Below are 17,017 nucleotides of genomic sequence, written 5' to 3'. Positions count from 1 at the left end.
ATTTGAAAGCAAGCTTTCATTGCGCTCGTTTGTGTAATCTTTGCAGCAAATTACTGCACCACCTATATTTAATAAGGTGTAAGTACAGACCTAAAAAATAAAAATAACGAACAATATGAGAAAAGCAAAATTTTTCGCAGCAGCATTGCTGGCGATGTCTTCACTCGGAGCTTTCGCACAGCATCAGTTTACTGTTCAGGCTAACAAGCCTGGAGCAGAAATCCAGCCTACCATGTATGGTATCTTCTTCGAGGATATCAACTTCGGTGCCGATGGTGGACTCTATGCAGAGATGGTAGAGAACCGTTCCTTCGAATTCCCACAGCGCCTGATGGGATGGAATACATTCGGAAATGTAACCCTCAGCGACGTAAAACCTGCCTTCGACCGCAATCCTCATTATGTAACACTTGAGAGCGCAGGCGCACGTGAGAAGCAGACTGGTCTTGAGAACCGTGGCTTCTTCGGCATGGGCTTGAAGAAGGATATGAAGTACGATTTCACCGTATATGGCCGTCTTCATCTCATAGATGGCAAGCAGGGCAAGATTCGCGTAGAACTCGTCAATTCAAAGAATGATGTGATTGCCAAGCAGGTCATCAACATCACCAATAATAAATGGCAGAAGCTTACTGCTACCCTTACTTCTCCTCAGACCGATGCCAAGGGGTTGATGCGTGTTTATCTGGAGAAGGGTTCTGAAAGCGTAGACCTCGACCATATCTCTCTCTTTCCTGAGGACAACTGGAATGGTCTCCGTGCCGACCTCGTACAGGATTTGGCTGACTTGAAGCCAGGCATCTTCCGTTTCCCTGGCGGATGTATCGTAGAGGGAACCGACCTCGATACCCGTTATGAGTGGAAGAACTCTGTGGGTGCTCCTGAGAACCGTCCTCTGAACGAGAACCGCTGGAGAGATACCTTCCCTCATCGCCTTTTCCCTAACTACTATCAGTCATTGGGCTTGGGCTTCTATGAGTATTTCCTCCTTTCAGAGAAGATTGGTGCTGAGCCATTGCCTATTCTCTCTGTAGGTCTGGCTTGCCAGTATCAGAACGATGATAAGGATCCTAATGCACATGTAGCAGTCAAGGATCTCCAGAGCTATATCGACGATGCACTCGACCTCATCGAGTTTGCCAATGGTCCTGTTACCTCTAAGTGGGGTAAGCTCCGTGCCGATATGGGTCATCCAGCACCATTCAATCTGAAGCAGATTGGTATCGGTAACGAGCAGTGGGGTCCTATGTATCCTGAGCGTCTGCAGAAGTTCATGGAGCAGATTCATGCCAAGTATCCAAAGATAAAAATCTGCGGTTCATCTGGTCCATCTGCTGATGGAAAGGATTTCGACTACGGTTGGGAGCAGATGCGCAAGTTGGGCGTAGACATGGTGGATGAGCACTACTACAAGAGTCCGGAATGGTTCCGCAGCAATGCCAGCCGTTACGACAAGTACGACCGCAAGGGTCCTAAGGTCTTTGCCGGCGAGTATGCTGCTCATGCCGAGAATGATCCAAACTCTTGGGAGGCAGCCCTTTCTGAGGCTGCTTTCATGACCGGTTTGGAGCGCAATGCTGATGTGGTTTATCAGGCTACCTATGCACCTCTCTTCGCTCATGTAGAGGGATGGCAGTGGCGTCCGGACCTCATCTGGTTCGATAACCTCAGCTCTGTCCGTTCTGCCAACTACTATGTTCAGCAGCTCTACGGCGAGAACAAGGGTACCAATGTGTTGAAACTTACCGAGAACGGCAAGGCTGTAGCAGGTGAGAACGGTCTCTATGCCACCGCTTGCTTCGACAAGGCTACCAAGAGCTACATCGTAAAGATTGCCAACACCTCTAACGAGGCAAAGGAAATCAACGTCACCTTTAATGGTATCAAGAAGTTGAGCCCAGGTAAGGTAACCGTTCTCCATGCCGACGATATTCAGGCAGAAAACAAGATAGACAATAAAAATGTGGTTGTTCCTGTAGTATCAGATGCACAGGTTCAGGGCAATGTATTGAACGTGAAGATGAAGCCAAACAGCTTTGTTGTATACCGTTTCTAATTGCCGACCTCCAATCTTCAATAAATCCTTAAGGTACAAATAGATAAGTGGATAATGTGAATCCCTTGCGACTCTAGTGGTTGCAAGGGATTTTTTTTCTCTCCTAATGCCCTTGAAATTACATGGCGACGCAGGAGTTTCTGTGTCAGGACGTAGGAAAGATTACGTCGCCATGTAGGAAAAAGGCACTTTATGTATAAGAAAAGTTTGAATTTTGCATAAAAAATACGCTCAAACGCTAGCAATTTGCTCATTTTTTCGTAACTTTGCACCCGCAAACTTATAATTAATAATAAAAGAAAGAATGGCTAATTTGAGATTTGAGGTTGTAGCCGAGGCCTTTAAGAAAAGACCTGTAGAGGTAGAGGCTCCCAAGGTGCGCCCTTCGGAGTACTTCGCCAAGTATGTATTCAACCGCCAGAAGATGTACAAGTATCTGCCATCTGATGTGTATGAGAAACTCATCGATGTGATAGATAACGGTACTCGTCTGGACCGTTCCATCGCTGATGCCGTGGCTGCCGGCATGAAGCTCTGGGCTGAGGAAAACGGGGTAACACATTATACTCACTGGTTCCAGCCATTGACAGAAGGTACTGCCGAGAAGCATGATGCCTTCGTGGAGCATGACGGAAAGGGTGGTATGATTGAGGAATTCTCTGGCAAATTGCTTGTCCAGCAGGAACCTGATGCCAGCTCATTCCCTAACGGCGGTATCCGCAACACCTTCGAGGCTCGTGGCTATTCTGCATGGGATCCTACATCGCCTGTGTTCATCATCGACGATACCCTCTGTATCCCTACCATCTTTATATCTTATACCGGTGAGGCTTTGGACTACAAGGCTCCATTGCTCCGCTCGCTCCATACTCTGAGTGAGGCGGCTACCGAGGTGTGCCACTATTTTTACCCTCAGGTGAAGAAGGTGCAGACCAATCTCGGATGGGAGCAGGAGTACTTCCTGGTTGATGAGAGTCTCTATTCGGCTCGCCCTGACCTGATGCTTACGGGCCGTACCCTGATGGGACACGACTCTGCGAAGAACCAGCAGATGGACGACCACTATTTCGGAACAATCCCTGAGCGTGTGCAGGCTTTCATGAAGGATCTGGAAATTCAGGCGCTCGAACTCGGCATCCCTTGCAAGACCCGTCATAACGAGGTGGCACCAAACCAGTTTGAGCTGGCACCTATCTATGAGGAGTGCAATCTTGCCGTAGACCATAATATGCTCCTGATGAGTCTGATGAAGCGTGTGGCTCACAAGCACGGTTTCCGTGTACTCCTTCACGAGAAGCCATTCGCCGGCGTCAATGGTTCGGGCAAGCACAACAACTGGAGTCTCTGCACCGATACCGGCGTACTGCTCCATGCAGCAGGCAAGACACCGGAGGACAACCTCCGCTTCGTAGTCTTCATCGTAGAGACCCTGATGGGCGTTTACAAGCACAATGGACTGCTGAAGGCTTCTATCATGAGCGCTACCAATGCCCATCGTCTGGGAGCCAACGAGGCACCACCAGCCATCATCTCTTCATTCCTCGGAAAGCAGCTCACCGACCTGCTCGACCATATCGAGAAGGCAGACAAGGAAGAACTCTTCGCTCTGGCTGGCAAGAAGGGTATGGAGCTGGATATCCCTGAGATTCCGGAGCTGATGATCGATAACACCGACCGCAACCGTACCTCTCCATTCGCCTTCACCGGAAACCGTTTTGAGTTCCGTGCCGTAGGTTCAGAGGCCAACTGTGCGTCATCTCTCATCGTACTGAATGCTGCCGTAGCTGAGGCTCTCGAAGACTTCAAGACTCGTGTAGATGCCTTGATAGCAAAGGGTGAGGACCAGACATCGGCTATCATCGATGTGGTACGCGAGGATATCAAGACCTGCAAGCCTATCCGCTTCGATGGCAACGGCTATTCAGATGAGTGGAAGGAAGAGGCCCAGAAGCGTGGTTTGGACTGCGAGGCATCCTGCCCGGTAGTCTTCGACCGTTATCTGGACAAGGAAAGCATCGAGATGTTTGCCAAGACCAACGTGATGAGCGAGAGCGAGTTGAAGGCGCGCAACGAGGTGAAGTGGGAGACCTATACCAAGAAGATTCAGATTGAGGCTCGTGTGATGGGCGACCTGAGCATGAACCACATCATCCCTGTGGCTACCCACTATCAGAGCCGTCTGGCAAAGAACGTAGAGGGCATGATTCACATCTTCGGTGGCGAGGAAGGCAAGAAGCTGACTGCCCGCAACGTGAAGATTATCCGTGAGATAGCCGAGCGCACCGAGGCAATAGAGCGTGGTGTAGAGGCATTGGTAGATGCCCGCAAGGTAGCCAACAAGATAGAGAGCGAGCGCGAGAAGGCAGTAGCTTATCATGACACGGTAGCTCCAAAGATGGAGGAAATCCGTTATCAGATAGACAAGCTCGAACTTCTCGTAGCCGATGAGCTTTGGACTTTGCCAAAGTATCGTGAGCTGCTGTTCATCAGATAATATTTCCTGGATAAGGAATTGATATAATAAAAAAAGAGTGCATTGCCGTTAACAATGCACTCTTTTTTTGCTTATCCTGAGCAGAAAAGTGCAAACTAAGTTAAATATTCATAAAAGTTTGAGGTTAAAACTCGTAACCTACACATAATCAAATAAAAATGTGTAATTTTGCAGTCCGATTATTTCGGGGATACACTTAGAGTCCCCAAGATATGGTGTGTTAATAGCATGCCCTGTGGCCGGGGTATGTGGTTAGTGAATCACCTGTCTGAATAGTGAGTAAAAAAGATTAAAACGTTTTTTAGTAGTAAATTTAAATTTTAAAATGGACACATTAAGTTACAAGACTATTTCCGTAAACAAGGAAACAGCTAAGAAAGAGTGGGTCGTAATCGACGCTACCGACCAGGTTGTAGGTCGCCTCTGCTCTAAGGTTGCTAAATTGCTCCGCGGAAAGTACAAGCCAACTTTCACTCCACACGTAGATTGTGGTGACAACGTAATCATTATCAATGCCGCTAAGGTAGTTTTCACAGGTAAGAAGGAAACAGATAAGGTTTACACTCGTTACACTGGTTATCCAGGTGGTCAGCGCTTCAACACTCCAGCAGAGTTGCGCAAGCGTCCTGATGGAATGGACAAGATCCTCCGTCACGCTATCAAGGGTATGTTGCCAAAGGGCCCTCTCGGTCGTTCTTTGATGGACAACCTCTTCATTTACGATGGCACAGAGCACAAGCACGAGGCACAGCAGCCAAAGGCTATTGATATTAACCAGTATAAATAATTAAGGTAGAATGGAAGTAATTAATGCAATTGGTCGCCGTAAGAGCGCTGTAGCTCGTGTATACCTCACAGAGGGTACCGGTAAGATCACAATCAACAAGAAAGATATTGAGACATATTTCCCATCAGCAATCCTTCGCTATGTAGTAAAGCAGCCATTGCAGTTGCTCGAAGCTGAGGGTAAGTATGATATTAAGGCAAACCTCGACGGTGGTGGTTTCACCGGTCAGAGCCAGGCTCTCCGCCTCGCTATCGCTCGCGCACTCGTTAAGATCGACGCTAACGATAAGAAGGCTTTGAAGGATGCAGGCTTCATGACACGTGACTCACGTGCTGTAGAGCGTAAGAAGCCAGGTCAGCCAAAGGCTCGTCGTCGCTTCCAGTTCAGCAAGCGTTAATCTTATACATATTTTATATATATACAGATTATATATAGCTGAGCTAAAAAGTTTAGTATCTAAATCGGTGAGATTCCATTAATCGGGGACTACTCATCGACTGATCTAACATTAGATTCAAAAAGAAAGTAAACACAATTAAAAAAGAAAAAACAATGTCAAGAACAAATTTTGACCAGTTACTTCAGGCAGGTTGCCACTTCGGACACCTCCGTCGCAAGTGGAATCCAGCAATGGCTCCTTACATCTTCATGGAGCGTAACGGTATTCATATTATCGACCTCAACAAGACTGTCGCTAAGATCGACGAGGCTGCTGAGGCTCTCAAGACAATTGCCAAGACAGGTAGAAAGATCCTGTTTGTCGCTACTAAAAAACAAGCTAAGGACGTAGTTGCTGAGAAGGCAGCTTCTATCAATATGCCATACGTAAACGAGCGTTGGGCTGGTGGTATGCTCACCAACTTCCCTACAATCCGTAAGGCAGTTAAGAAAATGACAAACATCGATCGTCTGTTGAACGATGGTACATTCTCTAACCTCTCTAAGCGCGAGTTGCTTCAGGTAAGCCGCCAGCGTGCTAAGTTGGAGAAGAACCTCGGTTCTATCGCAGATATGGCCCGTCTCCCAGTAGCCCTCTTCGTTGTTGACGTAATGAAGGAGCACATCGCTGTTAAGGAGGCTAACCGTCTTGGTATTCCAGTGTTCGGTATCGTAGATACCAACTCTGATCCTAAGAATGTTGATTACGTTATCCCAGCTAACGACGATGCTAAGGATTCTGTAGATGCTATCCTTACTGCAGTTTGCGGTGCTATCGCTGAGGCTCTCGAGGAGCGCAAGGCTGAGAAGGCTGACGACAAGGCTGCTGCTGAGCAGAAGGACCAGCCTAAGAAGAAGGCTGCCCGCAAGGACGAGGCTGAGTAATTAGGCAAAGAAATATATACTGAAGCCATTGATTCTGTTTATGATTCGATGGCTTTAGTAGCTTTTAAGCAAAGATTATTATTAACTTTTTAATATAAAAATATTATTATGGCTGTTTCAATTGAAGATATCAAGAAACTTCGCGCTATGACTGGTGCTGGTCTTGCTGATGTTAAGAAGGCACTCACAGAGGCTGAAGGTGATTTCGATAAGGCAAAGGAGTTGCTCCGTGAGCGTGGTCTCGCTATCGCTGCTAAGCGTTCTGACCGTGAGACTTCTAACGGTTGCGTTCTCGTTAAGAAGGTTAACGATTTCGCTGCTATCATCGCTCTCAAGTGCGAGACTGACTTCGTAGCTAACGGTGCTGACTTCATCAAGTTGACATCTGACATCCTCGACGCTGCTATCGCTGCCAAGGCTCACACTCTCGACGAGGTGAAGACTTTGAAGGTTGGCGATGCTGATGCTCAGGCTGCTGTTACACAGCGCTCTGGTATCACTGGCGAGAAGATGGAGCTCGACGGCTACTGCGTTCTCGAGGGTGACAACATCGAGGTTTACGACCACATGAACAAGCACACTTTGTGTACTATGGTTCAGCTCAACGAGAACAACGAGGAGGCTGGTCACAAGGTAGCTATGCAGGTTGCTGCTATGCGCCCTGTAGCTCTCGACGAGTCTTCTGTTTCTGAGGAGACTAAGAAGACTGAGCTCGAGGTTGCTGTTGCCAAGACTAAGGAAGAACTCGTAGAGAAGGCTGTTAACGCTGCTTTGAAGAAGGCTGGCATCAACCCAGCTCACGTTGACTCTGAGGAGCACATCGAGAGCAACACCAAGAAGGGTTGGTTGACACCTGAGCAGGCTGAAGAGGCTCGCAACATCAAGAAGACTGTTGGTGAGGAGAAGGCTGCTACTTTGAACCCTACTATGATCCAGAACATTGCTAATGGTCGTCTGGCTAAGTTCTTCAAGGAGAACTGCCTCGTTGACCAGGAGTTCCAGTTCGGTGACGGTGACAAGCAGACTGTTGCTCAGTACCTCGCTTCTCAGAGCAAGGATCTCAAGATCGTTGCTTACCAGCGCTTTACTCTTGCTGCTGAGTAATCATTACTCAAAAGCAAGCGTTAATTTGACTTATAGTTAAATTAGAATACCGGGAGTTATGAAGTTAAGCCTCGCTTTGCTTCTAACTCCCATTTCTTTTTTATATAAAAATTTGATGTTATGAAGATATTTGCCATCGGTATGAACTATACCGAACACAATAAATCGCTGCATGGTACGTTATCTAAACCAGAGCGTCCTGTCATCTTTACCAAGGCTGATTCTGCTTTGCTCAATAACGGCAAGCCTTTCTTCATTCCTGATCATCTGGGAAGAATAGAGTATGAAACCGAAGTAGTGGTCAGAATATCCAAGTTGGGAAAGACCATTCCGCAGCGTTTCGCCCACCGTTATTACGATGCAGTAACCGTAGGTATCGACTTTACGGCACGCGAGATGCAGAAGAAGCTGCGCGAGGCGGGCCAGCCTTGGGAACTCGCCAAGGGATTCGACGGTTCTGCGGTTATCGGCGAATGGGTCGACATCCAGAAGTTCCGTGATATCCAGACACTGCACTTCCGCCTCGACCTCAATGACAAGACCGTACAGGAAGGCTGCACGAGCGATATGCTCTACAAGGTAGATGAAATCATCTCCTATATCAGCCAGTACTTCACGCTCAAGACGGGCGACCTGCTCTATACCGGATGTCCTACAGGCTGCGGTCCTGTCAACATCGACGACCATCTCGTAGGCTATCTCGAAGACAGGAAGGTGCTCGATTTTCACTGTAAGTAAATAATATTGCAAGTAATATATCGATATGAACACAACAAAGGTTTGGAAATACATGCTGCTGGCATGCCTGCTCATGCTGGTGGCTCCTGCTCAGGCACAGCGATTCTTCAATCTGACCTCTTCAGAAGTCAGAGTAGATTCCGTGTTGCCCCGTTTCGTGTATTCTATTCCTTTGACCGGTGCATATCGTGACTCCGTGTATACCGTCAGCCTGAAATATGGCGAGTATATCGACATGACTGCCTCCGACATCGCCAATTACAACCGCCTGTCGGGTGCAGTTCCTCCTGAGCAGGTATTTCCCCAGCAGCGGGTTACCGAATGCCGTAAGCAGGGCGTACTCCAGATAGATTTCAGTCCTGTCGTATTCCGCAATAACCGCCATCAGCTGCTGGTCAGCTTCATGCTTCAGGTAGATGCCCGTCCTCTGAAGCGCTCCGAGCGTTCCAGTCGAGGTTCTCTGTTGGCTAAGGGCAAAGTATCAGCCTTTGCTTCTTCTGATGCTTTGCGCTCAGCTACCTCCCTTTATGCCTCTCATTCCGTTCTTGCCTCAGGCAGATGGGCGAAGATTAGAGTCAGCGAAACTGGTTTCCATCAGCTTACCGAACAGGTAGTGCGCCAGGCAGGCTTCTCCGATATCAGCAAGGTGAAGATTTACGGCTATGGCGGCAATCTGCAGAACGAAGCCCTTCTGGCGGGCGAACTGCAGGCTACCGACGATTTGCAGGAAGTTCCCCAGTGCATCGTTGGCGGCAAGCATTATTTCTATGCCGAGGGACCGGTATCCTGGAAGTCAGAAACCGCCCTCCAGCGCATCCGTAATCCTTATTCCGATTACGGCTACTATTTTATTACCCAGACCGATGGAGAGCCACTGGTGCAGGATTCTGCCACCTTTGTCTCTTCCCATTATCCGCAGCCATACGATTATCATTCCCTCTACGAGTCAGATGGTTACAGCTACTATCATGGCGGCAGAAACCTCTTCGATGCAGAAGAACTGAAGGTGGGCGATGAGAAGAAAGTGGTGATCACGAATACCACCGGTTCTGCGGAAGGCAAACTCTCCGTAGCCCTGACTACCGCCACAGACAGCAAGGCTCAGATACTGAAGAATGGTAAGGTTTTGGGCGAAATCACCCTTTCTCTCAAGAATGACAATCCTACGGAGGATATAGCTTACCTCAAGGCTACAGAGAAGGTTGCCACTTATCCCATTTCCGATTTCCAGGATAAGGATACCATCTCTATCAAGGTCTTATCAGGTGCTTCCATCCGCCTCGATTATATCTCCGTAACGTGGGCAGAGCCTGGAAGCTGTGCCTTTACCGCTGCGAACCTGGCCGCCGGTGGAAAGATTCCGGCTGCCCAGTATGTCTACGGCATCACCAACCAGAATCATCATGCCGATGGAGCAGCCGATATGGTCATCATCATCCCGACCTCACAGAAACTGCTGAAACAGGCACAGCGGCTGAAAAAATTTCATGAACAGCACGACGGACTGCGCGTTACCATCGTGCCTGCCGATGAACTCTATAACGAATTTTCTAGCGGTACCCCCGATGCCAACGCCTACCGCCGCTACCTGCGCATGCTTTCTGATAAGGCGCAGAGCGAGGCAGATATGCCGAAATATCTCCTGCTCTTCGGCGACTGCGTATGGGATAACCGCATGCTTACCTCCGGTTGCAGAACCCTGAATCCAGACGATTATCTGCTGTGCTTTGAGAGTGAAAACTCCTTCAGTGCCGTTTCCTGCTTCGTCAGCGACAGCTGGTTCGGCATGCTCGGCGAGGGAGCCGGACTGTATCCTAACCGTGAGCTGCAGGATGTAGCCGTAGGCCGCTTCCCGGTAACTTATGCAGAAGAAGCCCAGGTGCTGGTAGACAAGACCATCAGTTATGCTCAGAATGCCAATGTAGGTGCCTGGCAGAACACCCTGATGTTTATGGGCGATGACGGAAACGGAAACCTCCACATGCAGGATGCCGATGATGTGGCAAATGATGTGCTCACCACCTATCCCGCCTATCTCGTCAAGAAAGTGATGTGGGATGCCTATACCCGCGAAACCTCCTCTTCGGGCAATACCTATCCCGAAGCAACGCGGATTATCAAACAGCAGCAGGCTGCGGGAGCCCTCATCATGGATTATGCCGGACATGGCGATCCTACACAGATGTCGCACGAATCAGTTCTGAAACTCACCGATTTTGCCGATTTCCGCAATACCAACCTGCCGCTCTGGGTAACCGCCTCCTGCGATATCATGCCGTTCGACGGGCTCGAAGCCAACATCGGCGAATATGCGCTGCTCAACGATAAAGGCGGCGCAGTAGCTTTCTATGGCACCACCCGTACCGTTTACGCCCAGTATAACAGACATATCAACCGTGCCTTCATCCACAGAGTGCTCAGTCTGGTAGACGGTAAGCCTATTACGATAGGCGAGGCGCACCGACTGGCGCAGAACGACCTGGTGAGTGGCAACGGACCAACTTCCGGCTCCGATGTCACGGTGAACCATCTCCATTATTCCCTTCTGGGCGACCCTGCTCTTGCACTCAATCTGCCTATGCATCAGATTGTGGTAGATTCCATCAATGGCATTCCTGTTGCCGGAGCCGCAACCCTGCCGATGCTGAAGGCAGGCTCTATCGCCCGCATGGCAGGTCATATCGAGGGAGCAGACGACTTCCGTGGCGTCATCACCGCTACCGTAAGAGATTCCAAGGAAACGGTTACCTGTCGCCTGAACGATACCGGCAAGGATGGCGCCGAGAAGGCTTTCGAATACAAAGACAGAACCAAGACCCTGTATCAGGGCACCGATAGCGTAAGAGGCGGCAAGTTTGCCTTCTCCTTTGCCGTTCCGCTGGATATCAATTATTCCAACCAGAGCGGTCTGGTCAACCTCTATGCGGTGAATACCTCCAAGACCCTCTCCGCCCACGGCTCCAGCGAGCAGTTTACGGTAGGCGAGAGCGAGGAGATGAAGAACGATTCCATCGGTCCTTCCATCTATTGCTATCTCAATTCGCCTTCCTTCGTAGATGGCGGCAAAGTCAACACCACTCCGTTCTTTGTGGCAAAGATAACCGATAAGGACGGAATCAATGCTGCCGGAAGCGGTATCGGCCACGACCTGCAGCTGGTGATAGATGGCGATATGTCGAAGACCTATGTGCTGAACAGCAATTTCACCTACGATTTCGGAACCTATACCAGCGGTTCTACCTATTACAGCATACCGCAACTGGAACCGGGCAAGCACGAACTCACCTTCCGAGCCTGGGATATCCAGAACAACAGTTCTACGGTGAAGCTCCGCTTCAATGTGGTGAAGGCACTGAGTCCGGCGCTCTTCGATGTGGGCGTAACCGCCAATCCGGCTAAGACTTCCACCACCTTCATCATCAGTCACGACCGCACAGAGAGCGATATGGACGTGGTGGTAGAAGTGTTCGATTCATCGGGCAGACAGCATTGGCGCCATTCCGAAAGCGGTGTACCTACCTCGGGCAGCTATACCGTAAGCTGGGACCTCACCTCCGATAGCGGCACCCCTCTGGGCACCGGCGTATATCTCTATCGCGTCAAGGTGGCGAGCGATGGCAGCAGCTACACCTCTAAAGTCAAGAAACTCATCATTATCAAATAAAAAATATATTTACAATGGCAATGAAAAGAATCTATAAGATATTCATCCTGGGATGTCTCGTTCTGATGGCATCAGAAGTGAAGGCGCAGGATAAGAAAGACCTCTTCAATCCTGTGAACTATGCAGTCATTTCGCAAACCATAGCTCCTGATGCCCGTGGTGGCGGTTTGGGAGATATCGGTGCGGCTACCGACCCTGATGTCAACTCCCAGTACTGGAACCCGGCAAAATATCCTTTCACCATTTCGCGTGCCGGTGTTTCGCTCAGCTTCACTCCTTGGCTGCGTTCGCTGGTCAATGATATGAATCTCGCCTATCTCTCTGGCTATTACCGCATTGGCGATTATAGCGCCGTATCTGCATCGCTCCGTTATTTCAATATGGGCGAAGTGTTTACCAGTCAGGAAGGTGCCGAGAGTGGCACGGGTATGACCATCAATCCTTACGAGATGTCGGTCGATGTGGCTTATTCTCTGATGCTCAGCGAGAAGTTCTCTCTTGCTGCTGCCATCCGCTGGATCTATTCCGATATGCGCTTCGATTATACCGAAGATAATTCGCCTGCCTCCGCTTTCGCAGCCGATATCGCCGCCTATTACCAGAACTATGTGGTCATTGGCCAGCGCGAATGCCAGTTGGGGTTGGGCTTGAATATTTCTAACATCGGTAGTAAGATTACCTTCAGCGGCAAGGAGTATGGCGAGTTCCTGCCAGCCAACATGCGTCTGGGTGCTTCGCTGATGATTCCTATCGACGAGTACAACCGCATCACCCTGGCAGCCGATGCCAGCAAGTATCTGGTGCCTACCGTTCCGAAGCAGGAAGAGGGTGAGGACAATTCAGAATATGAAGACCGTGTGCATCGTGAGTATGATGATATTTCGGGCATCAGCGGTATCTTCAAGAGTTTCAGCGATGCCCCTGGCGGTTTCAAGGAAGAGTTGGAGGAAATCAACTATGGTCTGGGTGCCGAGTATGTATATAATGATAAGTTTGCGCTCCGTGCCGGTTATCATCACGAGAGTCAGAGCAAGGGTAACCGCAAGTACTTCACCGTGGGTGCCGGTTTCAAGATGAATGTCTTCTCGCTCGATGCTGCCTATGTGGTGGCTACCGCCAAGAGCAACCCGCTCGACCAGACCCTCCGCTTCACCCTGTCGTTTGATATGGATGGACTGAAGGACCTCTTTAAAAGATAGTGTTGAATGTTGAATGAATAGTGTTGAATGTTGAATGTTGAATGTTGAGTTGCCTAGCGGGCCAAAGCCTCCGTTCCCAGCGATTCTATCGCTGGTCCACGCCAGACTCAAGGGCGCTAGCCTAATTCAACACTCAACACTCAACATTCAACATTCAATAATAGTAGTAATGAATATACGTGTAGGATTTGGATATGATGTCCACAAGCTGGTGGAGAACCGCGACTTGTGGCTGGGAGGAATCAAGATAGATTATGAACTGGGATTGCTGGGCCACAGCGATGCCGATGTGCTGATACATGCCATTTGCGATGCCCTGCTGGGTGCCGCCAATATGCGTGATATCGGATATCATTTCCCGGATACGGCAGCAGAGACACTGAATGTGGATTCTAAGATTCTGCTCTGCAAAACGATGGAACTGATAGCTACCAAGGGCTATACACTGGGCAATATCGATGCTACAGTCTGTGCCGAACGCCCTAAACTCAACCCGCATGTGCCAGCCATGAAAGCCTGTCTGGCAGAGGTGATGGGGGTAGACGAAGACCAGATATCCATCAAGGCAACAACCACCGAGAAACTCGGATTCACGGGCAGAATGGAGGGCATCTCCGCCTATGCCACCGTTCTTATCCAGAAAGGATAGAACGCAAGCAGCACGCCCTGAAAGGGCAGAAGCTTTATATTCAGCAAAATGTAGGAAAAGTGTCAGAAAGTTGTTAATTTCCGTTTCTTTTGTTCATTTTTGATTCCTAAGACATAGCCAAATTTTTGAGCAACTTTTTGTGTTAATAAATACAAAAGAGGTATTTTGGAACATACAGGCACTAAAATATCGGTAGCAGAAATGGTCAAAAATGATTTTTCTGTTACAAATCAACACGGAACTCGTTCTTTTAATAGCGTGTGGCTAGATTCCTAATTAGTTATCCGTGTTTGTGTCTTTACAAGACTCTAAATGGCAGTAGCACAGACTGCTATAGTTCACTTGTTTCGGACTTATGATATTGCAAGTTTTTCATTGCTGCTCTTTGAATCCAACGGTTCCCATTTTCTGTTCTGCTTACCTATAGCGAACATTCTGAGAACAAGTTTGAACTTAACGGCATTCAATGCCTTGCGTTTTGTGTCTGAATCTTGCTTACCTCCTAATTTACGGTTATAAAATGATTGTAACTCTGCATCATATTGTACAACAACTGTGGCCGCCATGGATAGATCTGCTTTCGCCTGACCATCACAGCGTGCTGAAGGTCGGGGACGCCATTTCACACTGGTGCCTGAAGTGCGGAAGTGCGGTGCCACGCCGACATAACTGGCATATTGCCTTGCTGTTTCAAAAGCGGTAAAGTTTCGGGTAATGACAATGACATTTATGGCATTGACGAAGCCTATTCCCGGTATTGTCAGAAGATTCTTGTAAGTAGACAAGAGGCTATCGTCTGTAGCCAGCAACTTCTGTTCTTCCAACTCGATGTTCTCAATGTCACGGCTGAATTTTTTGATGTAGCCATCATATAACTGGGCATCTTCCTTTGTGATGCATAGCTGTCTTCTGTTCATGAAGCATGTACGCTGTTCCACCAGGAACTTACGCTCATTCATCAGTGCCTTGAGTCTCTGCATGGTCTTGTCAGGCATATTATAAGGCTTGACACATTCAGTACCATTATAGCGATAGAGAAAGTCTGCAATCTTGGCAGAGTCAATCTTGTCGCTCTTGTCCTTGGGCCCCATGGGATAATGCTTTACCACATGGGTGGAGAGCATGCAGAACTGATAGTTCCTGGTATTAAGAAACTTCTCCAGCTCCATGGAATAGCTGCCGGTGAACTCCATTCCGAAGAGACTGTTCGAGAGAACCACATGATTCTTCTTGAGCCATGTGCACATTTCGCCAAATCCCTTGCGGGAATTGTTGAATACATCGTGAGAAAAGTCCTTAATTGGGGTTTCTTCACAGAAAATTGATACGTCAATGACATTTTTTGAGATGTCGATGCCGATAAATGATTTATTTTTCATACCTTTGTACCGCATTTTGTAGGAAGGAGCTCTCTATGTCAGGGTAAGCCACATCTTTTAAAAGCTTCCACGGCTAATTCCCTAAACGGCACTTGACCTGGCATTTCAGGCTGGGGAGACTAGATCAGGGAAAGGTCTTTGTCTAAGACAAAATAGTTCACTACCCCCGTCCGGAGTTCCTTCCATTTCAGATGCTCCGGCAAAGGTAGTGAAAAAAACGCAGACAAAAGACTTAGTCGGGAAATAGTTATGCTCTAAGAAGTGCGATAGTTCACTTTTGCTGCATTTTAGTTCTTATATGCATCTGTCTCCACATATGGTGTTCCACGCTTTATCACGGCAAACATACGAAGGACCAGCTTGAACTTGACGGCATTGAGCACGATGCCACCGCATTTTTCCTTTCTCTTGCGTATCCAATAGTCTCTTATTGAAGGATTGTTCCTTATGGCGGAAAGGACAGCTATGGATAAGTCTGCCTTGGCTTCAGAAAAGCCTTTCTTGGAAACCCCCGTTTTCTTTCTTACTGAGGTACCAGATTCCTTTTTAAAAGGGGCTATTCCTATGTAACAGGCATATTTGCGAGGATTGCTGATTGCAGTGAAATTTTCCGTCAATACAATGGTTTCCAACGCTATGATGCGACCAATGCCAGGAATGGAGGTCAGCAGATTGTAATTCTTTCTGATGCTTGTATCTTCATTCATGTAGCTGTCAATCTCTTTGTCTATTGCTTTCTGGTTTTCCTGCATGTTCTTCAGCAGGAGTTTCTTGCGTTCAACGGATAAGTCTGTATCGTATGCGCTGATATCATGAAGCTGCTGCTTATAGAGAGTTGACTGCTTGGTGTTCTGCTTACGCTCTGCCAGCAATCTCTTCAACTTGAAATAGACAGGTGAAGGAAGTTTGGAGGGATTGCGAAGAATCTTCTTGTGGTTCTGCTCACAATAGATTGCTATTCTGAAAGCATCCAGTTCATCAGTCTTGATACGGTCTAGAGAGCGCTGGTCATCATCCAAGTCTGGCTCGAAGCGATGCATTTTGCGAGGTTCCACCATACCATAGATATATTCTTTGGATTCCAGCCATAATCTGAAGTTTTGGTTATAGAGTCCAGTATATTCCATACAGAACAAAAAGGTATCGAAGTCTTTTCCTACCTTTGCGACCCAGGAGCCAATCTTTTTGAACCCAGCATCATCATTGCTCACCTTAATATGAGCATTCTTCCAGTCGATGGTTTCACCATCATAATAAGCAAGGTCGAGAGTCTTCTTGGAGACATCTACGCCAAAGTAAAGTTCCTTATCCATATTATTGACATTTTAGCATTAAATGGAAACAAGAAAACATTTGGCTTGGCGAAGGACTGAATCAAAAAATAGTGATATTCTAGAGTGACATACAGTTCACCTTAACACCCGTTAACCAATTCGTTTAAACTTGTTTCCAGGTGCAAAGGTAAAAGATTGATATATATCAAAAAAATGCAAAAACGTCACACTTTCTTGGCTGAATATTTGGTGAATAGCCGAAATAGTAGTAATTTTGCAGCGTCAAAAGGTTAATAGATTGTTTAGGTTAGTAGTAATAGATTTAGGTTTTTAGTTATTAGGTTTTAAGG

12 protein-coding genes are annotated in these 17,017 nt (G+C 47.9%); 10 read left to right on the top strand and 2 right to left on the bottom strand.

The annotated features are described in order from the left end of the window. The first annotated feature begins 115 nt into the window (after positions 1 to 115). The 10 genes from KUA48_RS08010 to ispF all read left to right on the top strand — a co-directional run bounded on the left by KUA48_RS08010 (position 116) and on the right by ispF (position 14,014). The gene (locus KUA48_RS08010) at positions 116 to 2,056 is read left to right on the top strand and encodes an alpha-L-arabinofuranosidase C-terminal domain-containing protein (protein WP_218432710.1); all 1,941 of its coding nucleotides are present in this window, start codon (positions 116 to 118) and stop codon (positions 2,054 to 2,056) included. A gap of 304 nt (positions 2,057 to 2,360) precedes the next feature. Continuing rightward, complete coding sequence (locus tag KUA48_RS08005; RefSeq protein ID WP_218432712.1) at positions 2,361 to 4,550, top strand: glutamine synthetase III; 2,190 nt, start codon at positions 2,361 to 2,363, stop codon at positions 4,548 to 4,550. Between the two features lie 325 nt (positions 4,551 to 4,875). Beyond that, positions 4,876 to 5,337 carry a 50S ribosomal protein L13 gene (gene rplM / locus KUA48_RS08000; protein ID WP_006848007.1) on the top strand — a complete coding sequence of 154 codons (462 nt, stop codon included), beginning with the start codon at positions 4,876 to 4,878 and terminating at the stop codon, positions 5,335 to 5,337. Between the two features lie 10 nt (positions 5,338 to 5,347). Further along, positions 5,348 to 5,734 carry a 30S ribosomal protein S9 gene (gene rpsI / locus KUA48_RS07995; protein ID WP_006848006.1) on the top strand — a complete coding sequence of 129 codons (387 nt, stop codon included), beginning with the start codon at positions 5,348 to 5,350 and terminating at the stop codon, positions 5,732 to 5,734. A gap of 155 nt (positions 5,735 to 5,889) precedes the next feature. Further along, entirely contained in the window at positions 5,890 to 6,660 is a 771-nt protein-coding gene (rpsB, locus tag KUA48_RS07990) for a 30S ribosomal protein S2 (protein ID WP_022120437.1), read from the top strand. A gap of 108 nt (positions 6,661 to 6,768) precedes the next feature. After that, positions 6,769 to 7,764: a translation elongation factor Ts gene (gene tsf / locus KUA48_RS07985; protein WP_006848004.1), complete on the top strand. Its 996-nt coding sequence runs from the start codon at positions 6,769 to 6,771 to the stop codon at positions 7,762 to 7,764. Between the two features lie 120 nt (positions 7,765 to 7,884). Next, positions 7,885 to 8,502 (top strand): fumarylacetoacetate hydrolase family protein, encoded by a 618-nt coding sequence (locus KUA48_RS07980; RefSeq protein WP_218432714.1) that lies wholly within the window; start codon positions 7,885 to 7,887, stop codon positions 8,500 to 8,502. Positions 8,503 to 8,527: 25 nt separating this feature from the next. Next, positions 8,528 to 12,166 carry a type IX secretion system sortase PorU gene (gene porU, locus KUA48_RS07975; RefSeq protein WP_218432716.1) on the top strand — a complete coding sequence of 1,213 codons (3,639 nt, stop codon included), beginning with the start codon at positions 8,528 to 8,530 and terminating at the stop codon, positions 12,164 to 12,166. A gap of 20 nt (positions 12,167 to 12,186) precedes the next feature. After that, positions 12,187 to 13,365: a type IX secretion system outer membrane channel protein PorV gene (gene porV, locus KUA48_RS07970; RefSeq protein WP_218432728.1), complete on the top strand. Its 1,179-nt coding sequence runs from the start codon at positions 12,187 to 12,189 to the stop codon at positions 13,363 to 13,365. A gap of 169 nt (positions 13,366 to 13,534) precedes the next feature. Continuing rightward, complete coding sequence (gene ispF, locus KUA48_RS07965) at positions 13,535 to 14,014, top strand: 2-C-methyl-D-erythritol 2,4-cyclodiphosphate synthase (RefSeq protein WP_218432720.1); 480 nt, start codon at positions 13,535 to 13,537, stop codon at positions 14,012 to 14,014. A 353-nt stretch (positions 14,015 to 14,367) separates the two neighbouring features. Here ispF and KUA48_RS07960 read toward each other — a convergent pair whose 3' ends face one another. Together KUA48_RS07960 and KUA48_RS07955 are read right to left on the bottom strand one after the other, a co-directional pair. After that, positions 14,368 to 15,393, bottom strand: coding sequence for an IS110 family transposase (locus KUA48_RS07960; protein ID WP_181993552.1), 1,026 nt, complete (start codon positions 15,391 to 15,393; stop codon positions 14,368 to 14,370). A 287-nt stretch (positions 15,394 to 15,680) separates the two neighbouring features. Further along, a complete protein-coding gene (locus tag KUA48_RS07955) occupies positions 15,681 to 16,706 on the bottom strand; it encodes an IS110 family transposase (protein ID WP_218433791.1) in 1,026 nt (341 codons plus the stop codon). Between the last annotated feature and the right edge of the window lie 311 nt (positions 16,707 to 17,017).

Origin of the sequence: Segatella copri, assembly GCF_019249795.2 — a bacterium.
Classification (GTDB): domain Bacteria; phylum Bacteroidota; class Bacteroidia; order Bacteroidales; family Bacteroidaceae; genus Prevotella; species Prevotella copri_B.
This window is presented reverse-complemented; position numbering and strand designations above follow the sequence as displayed.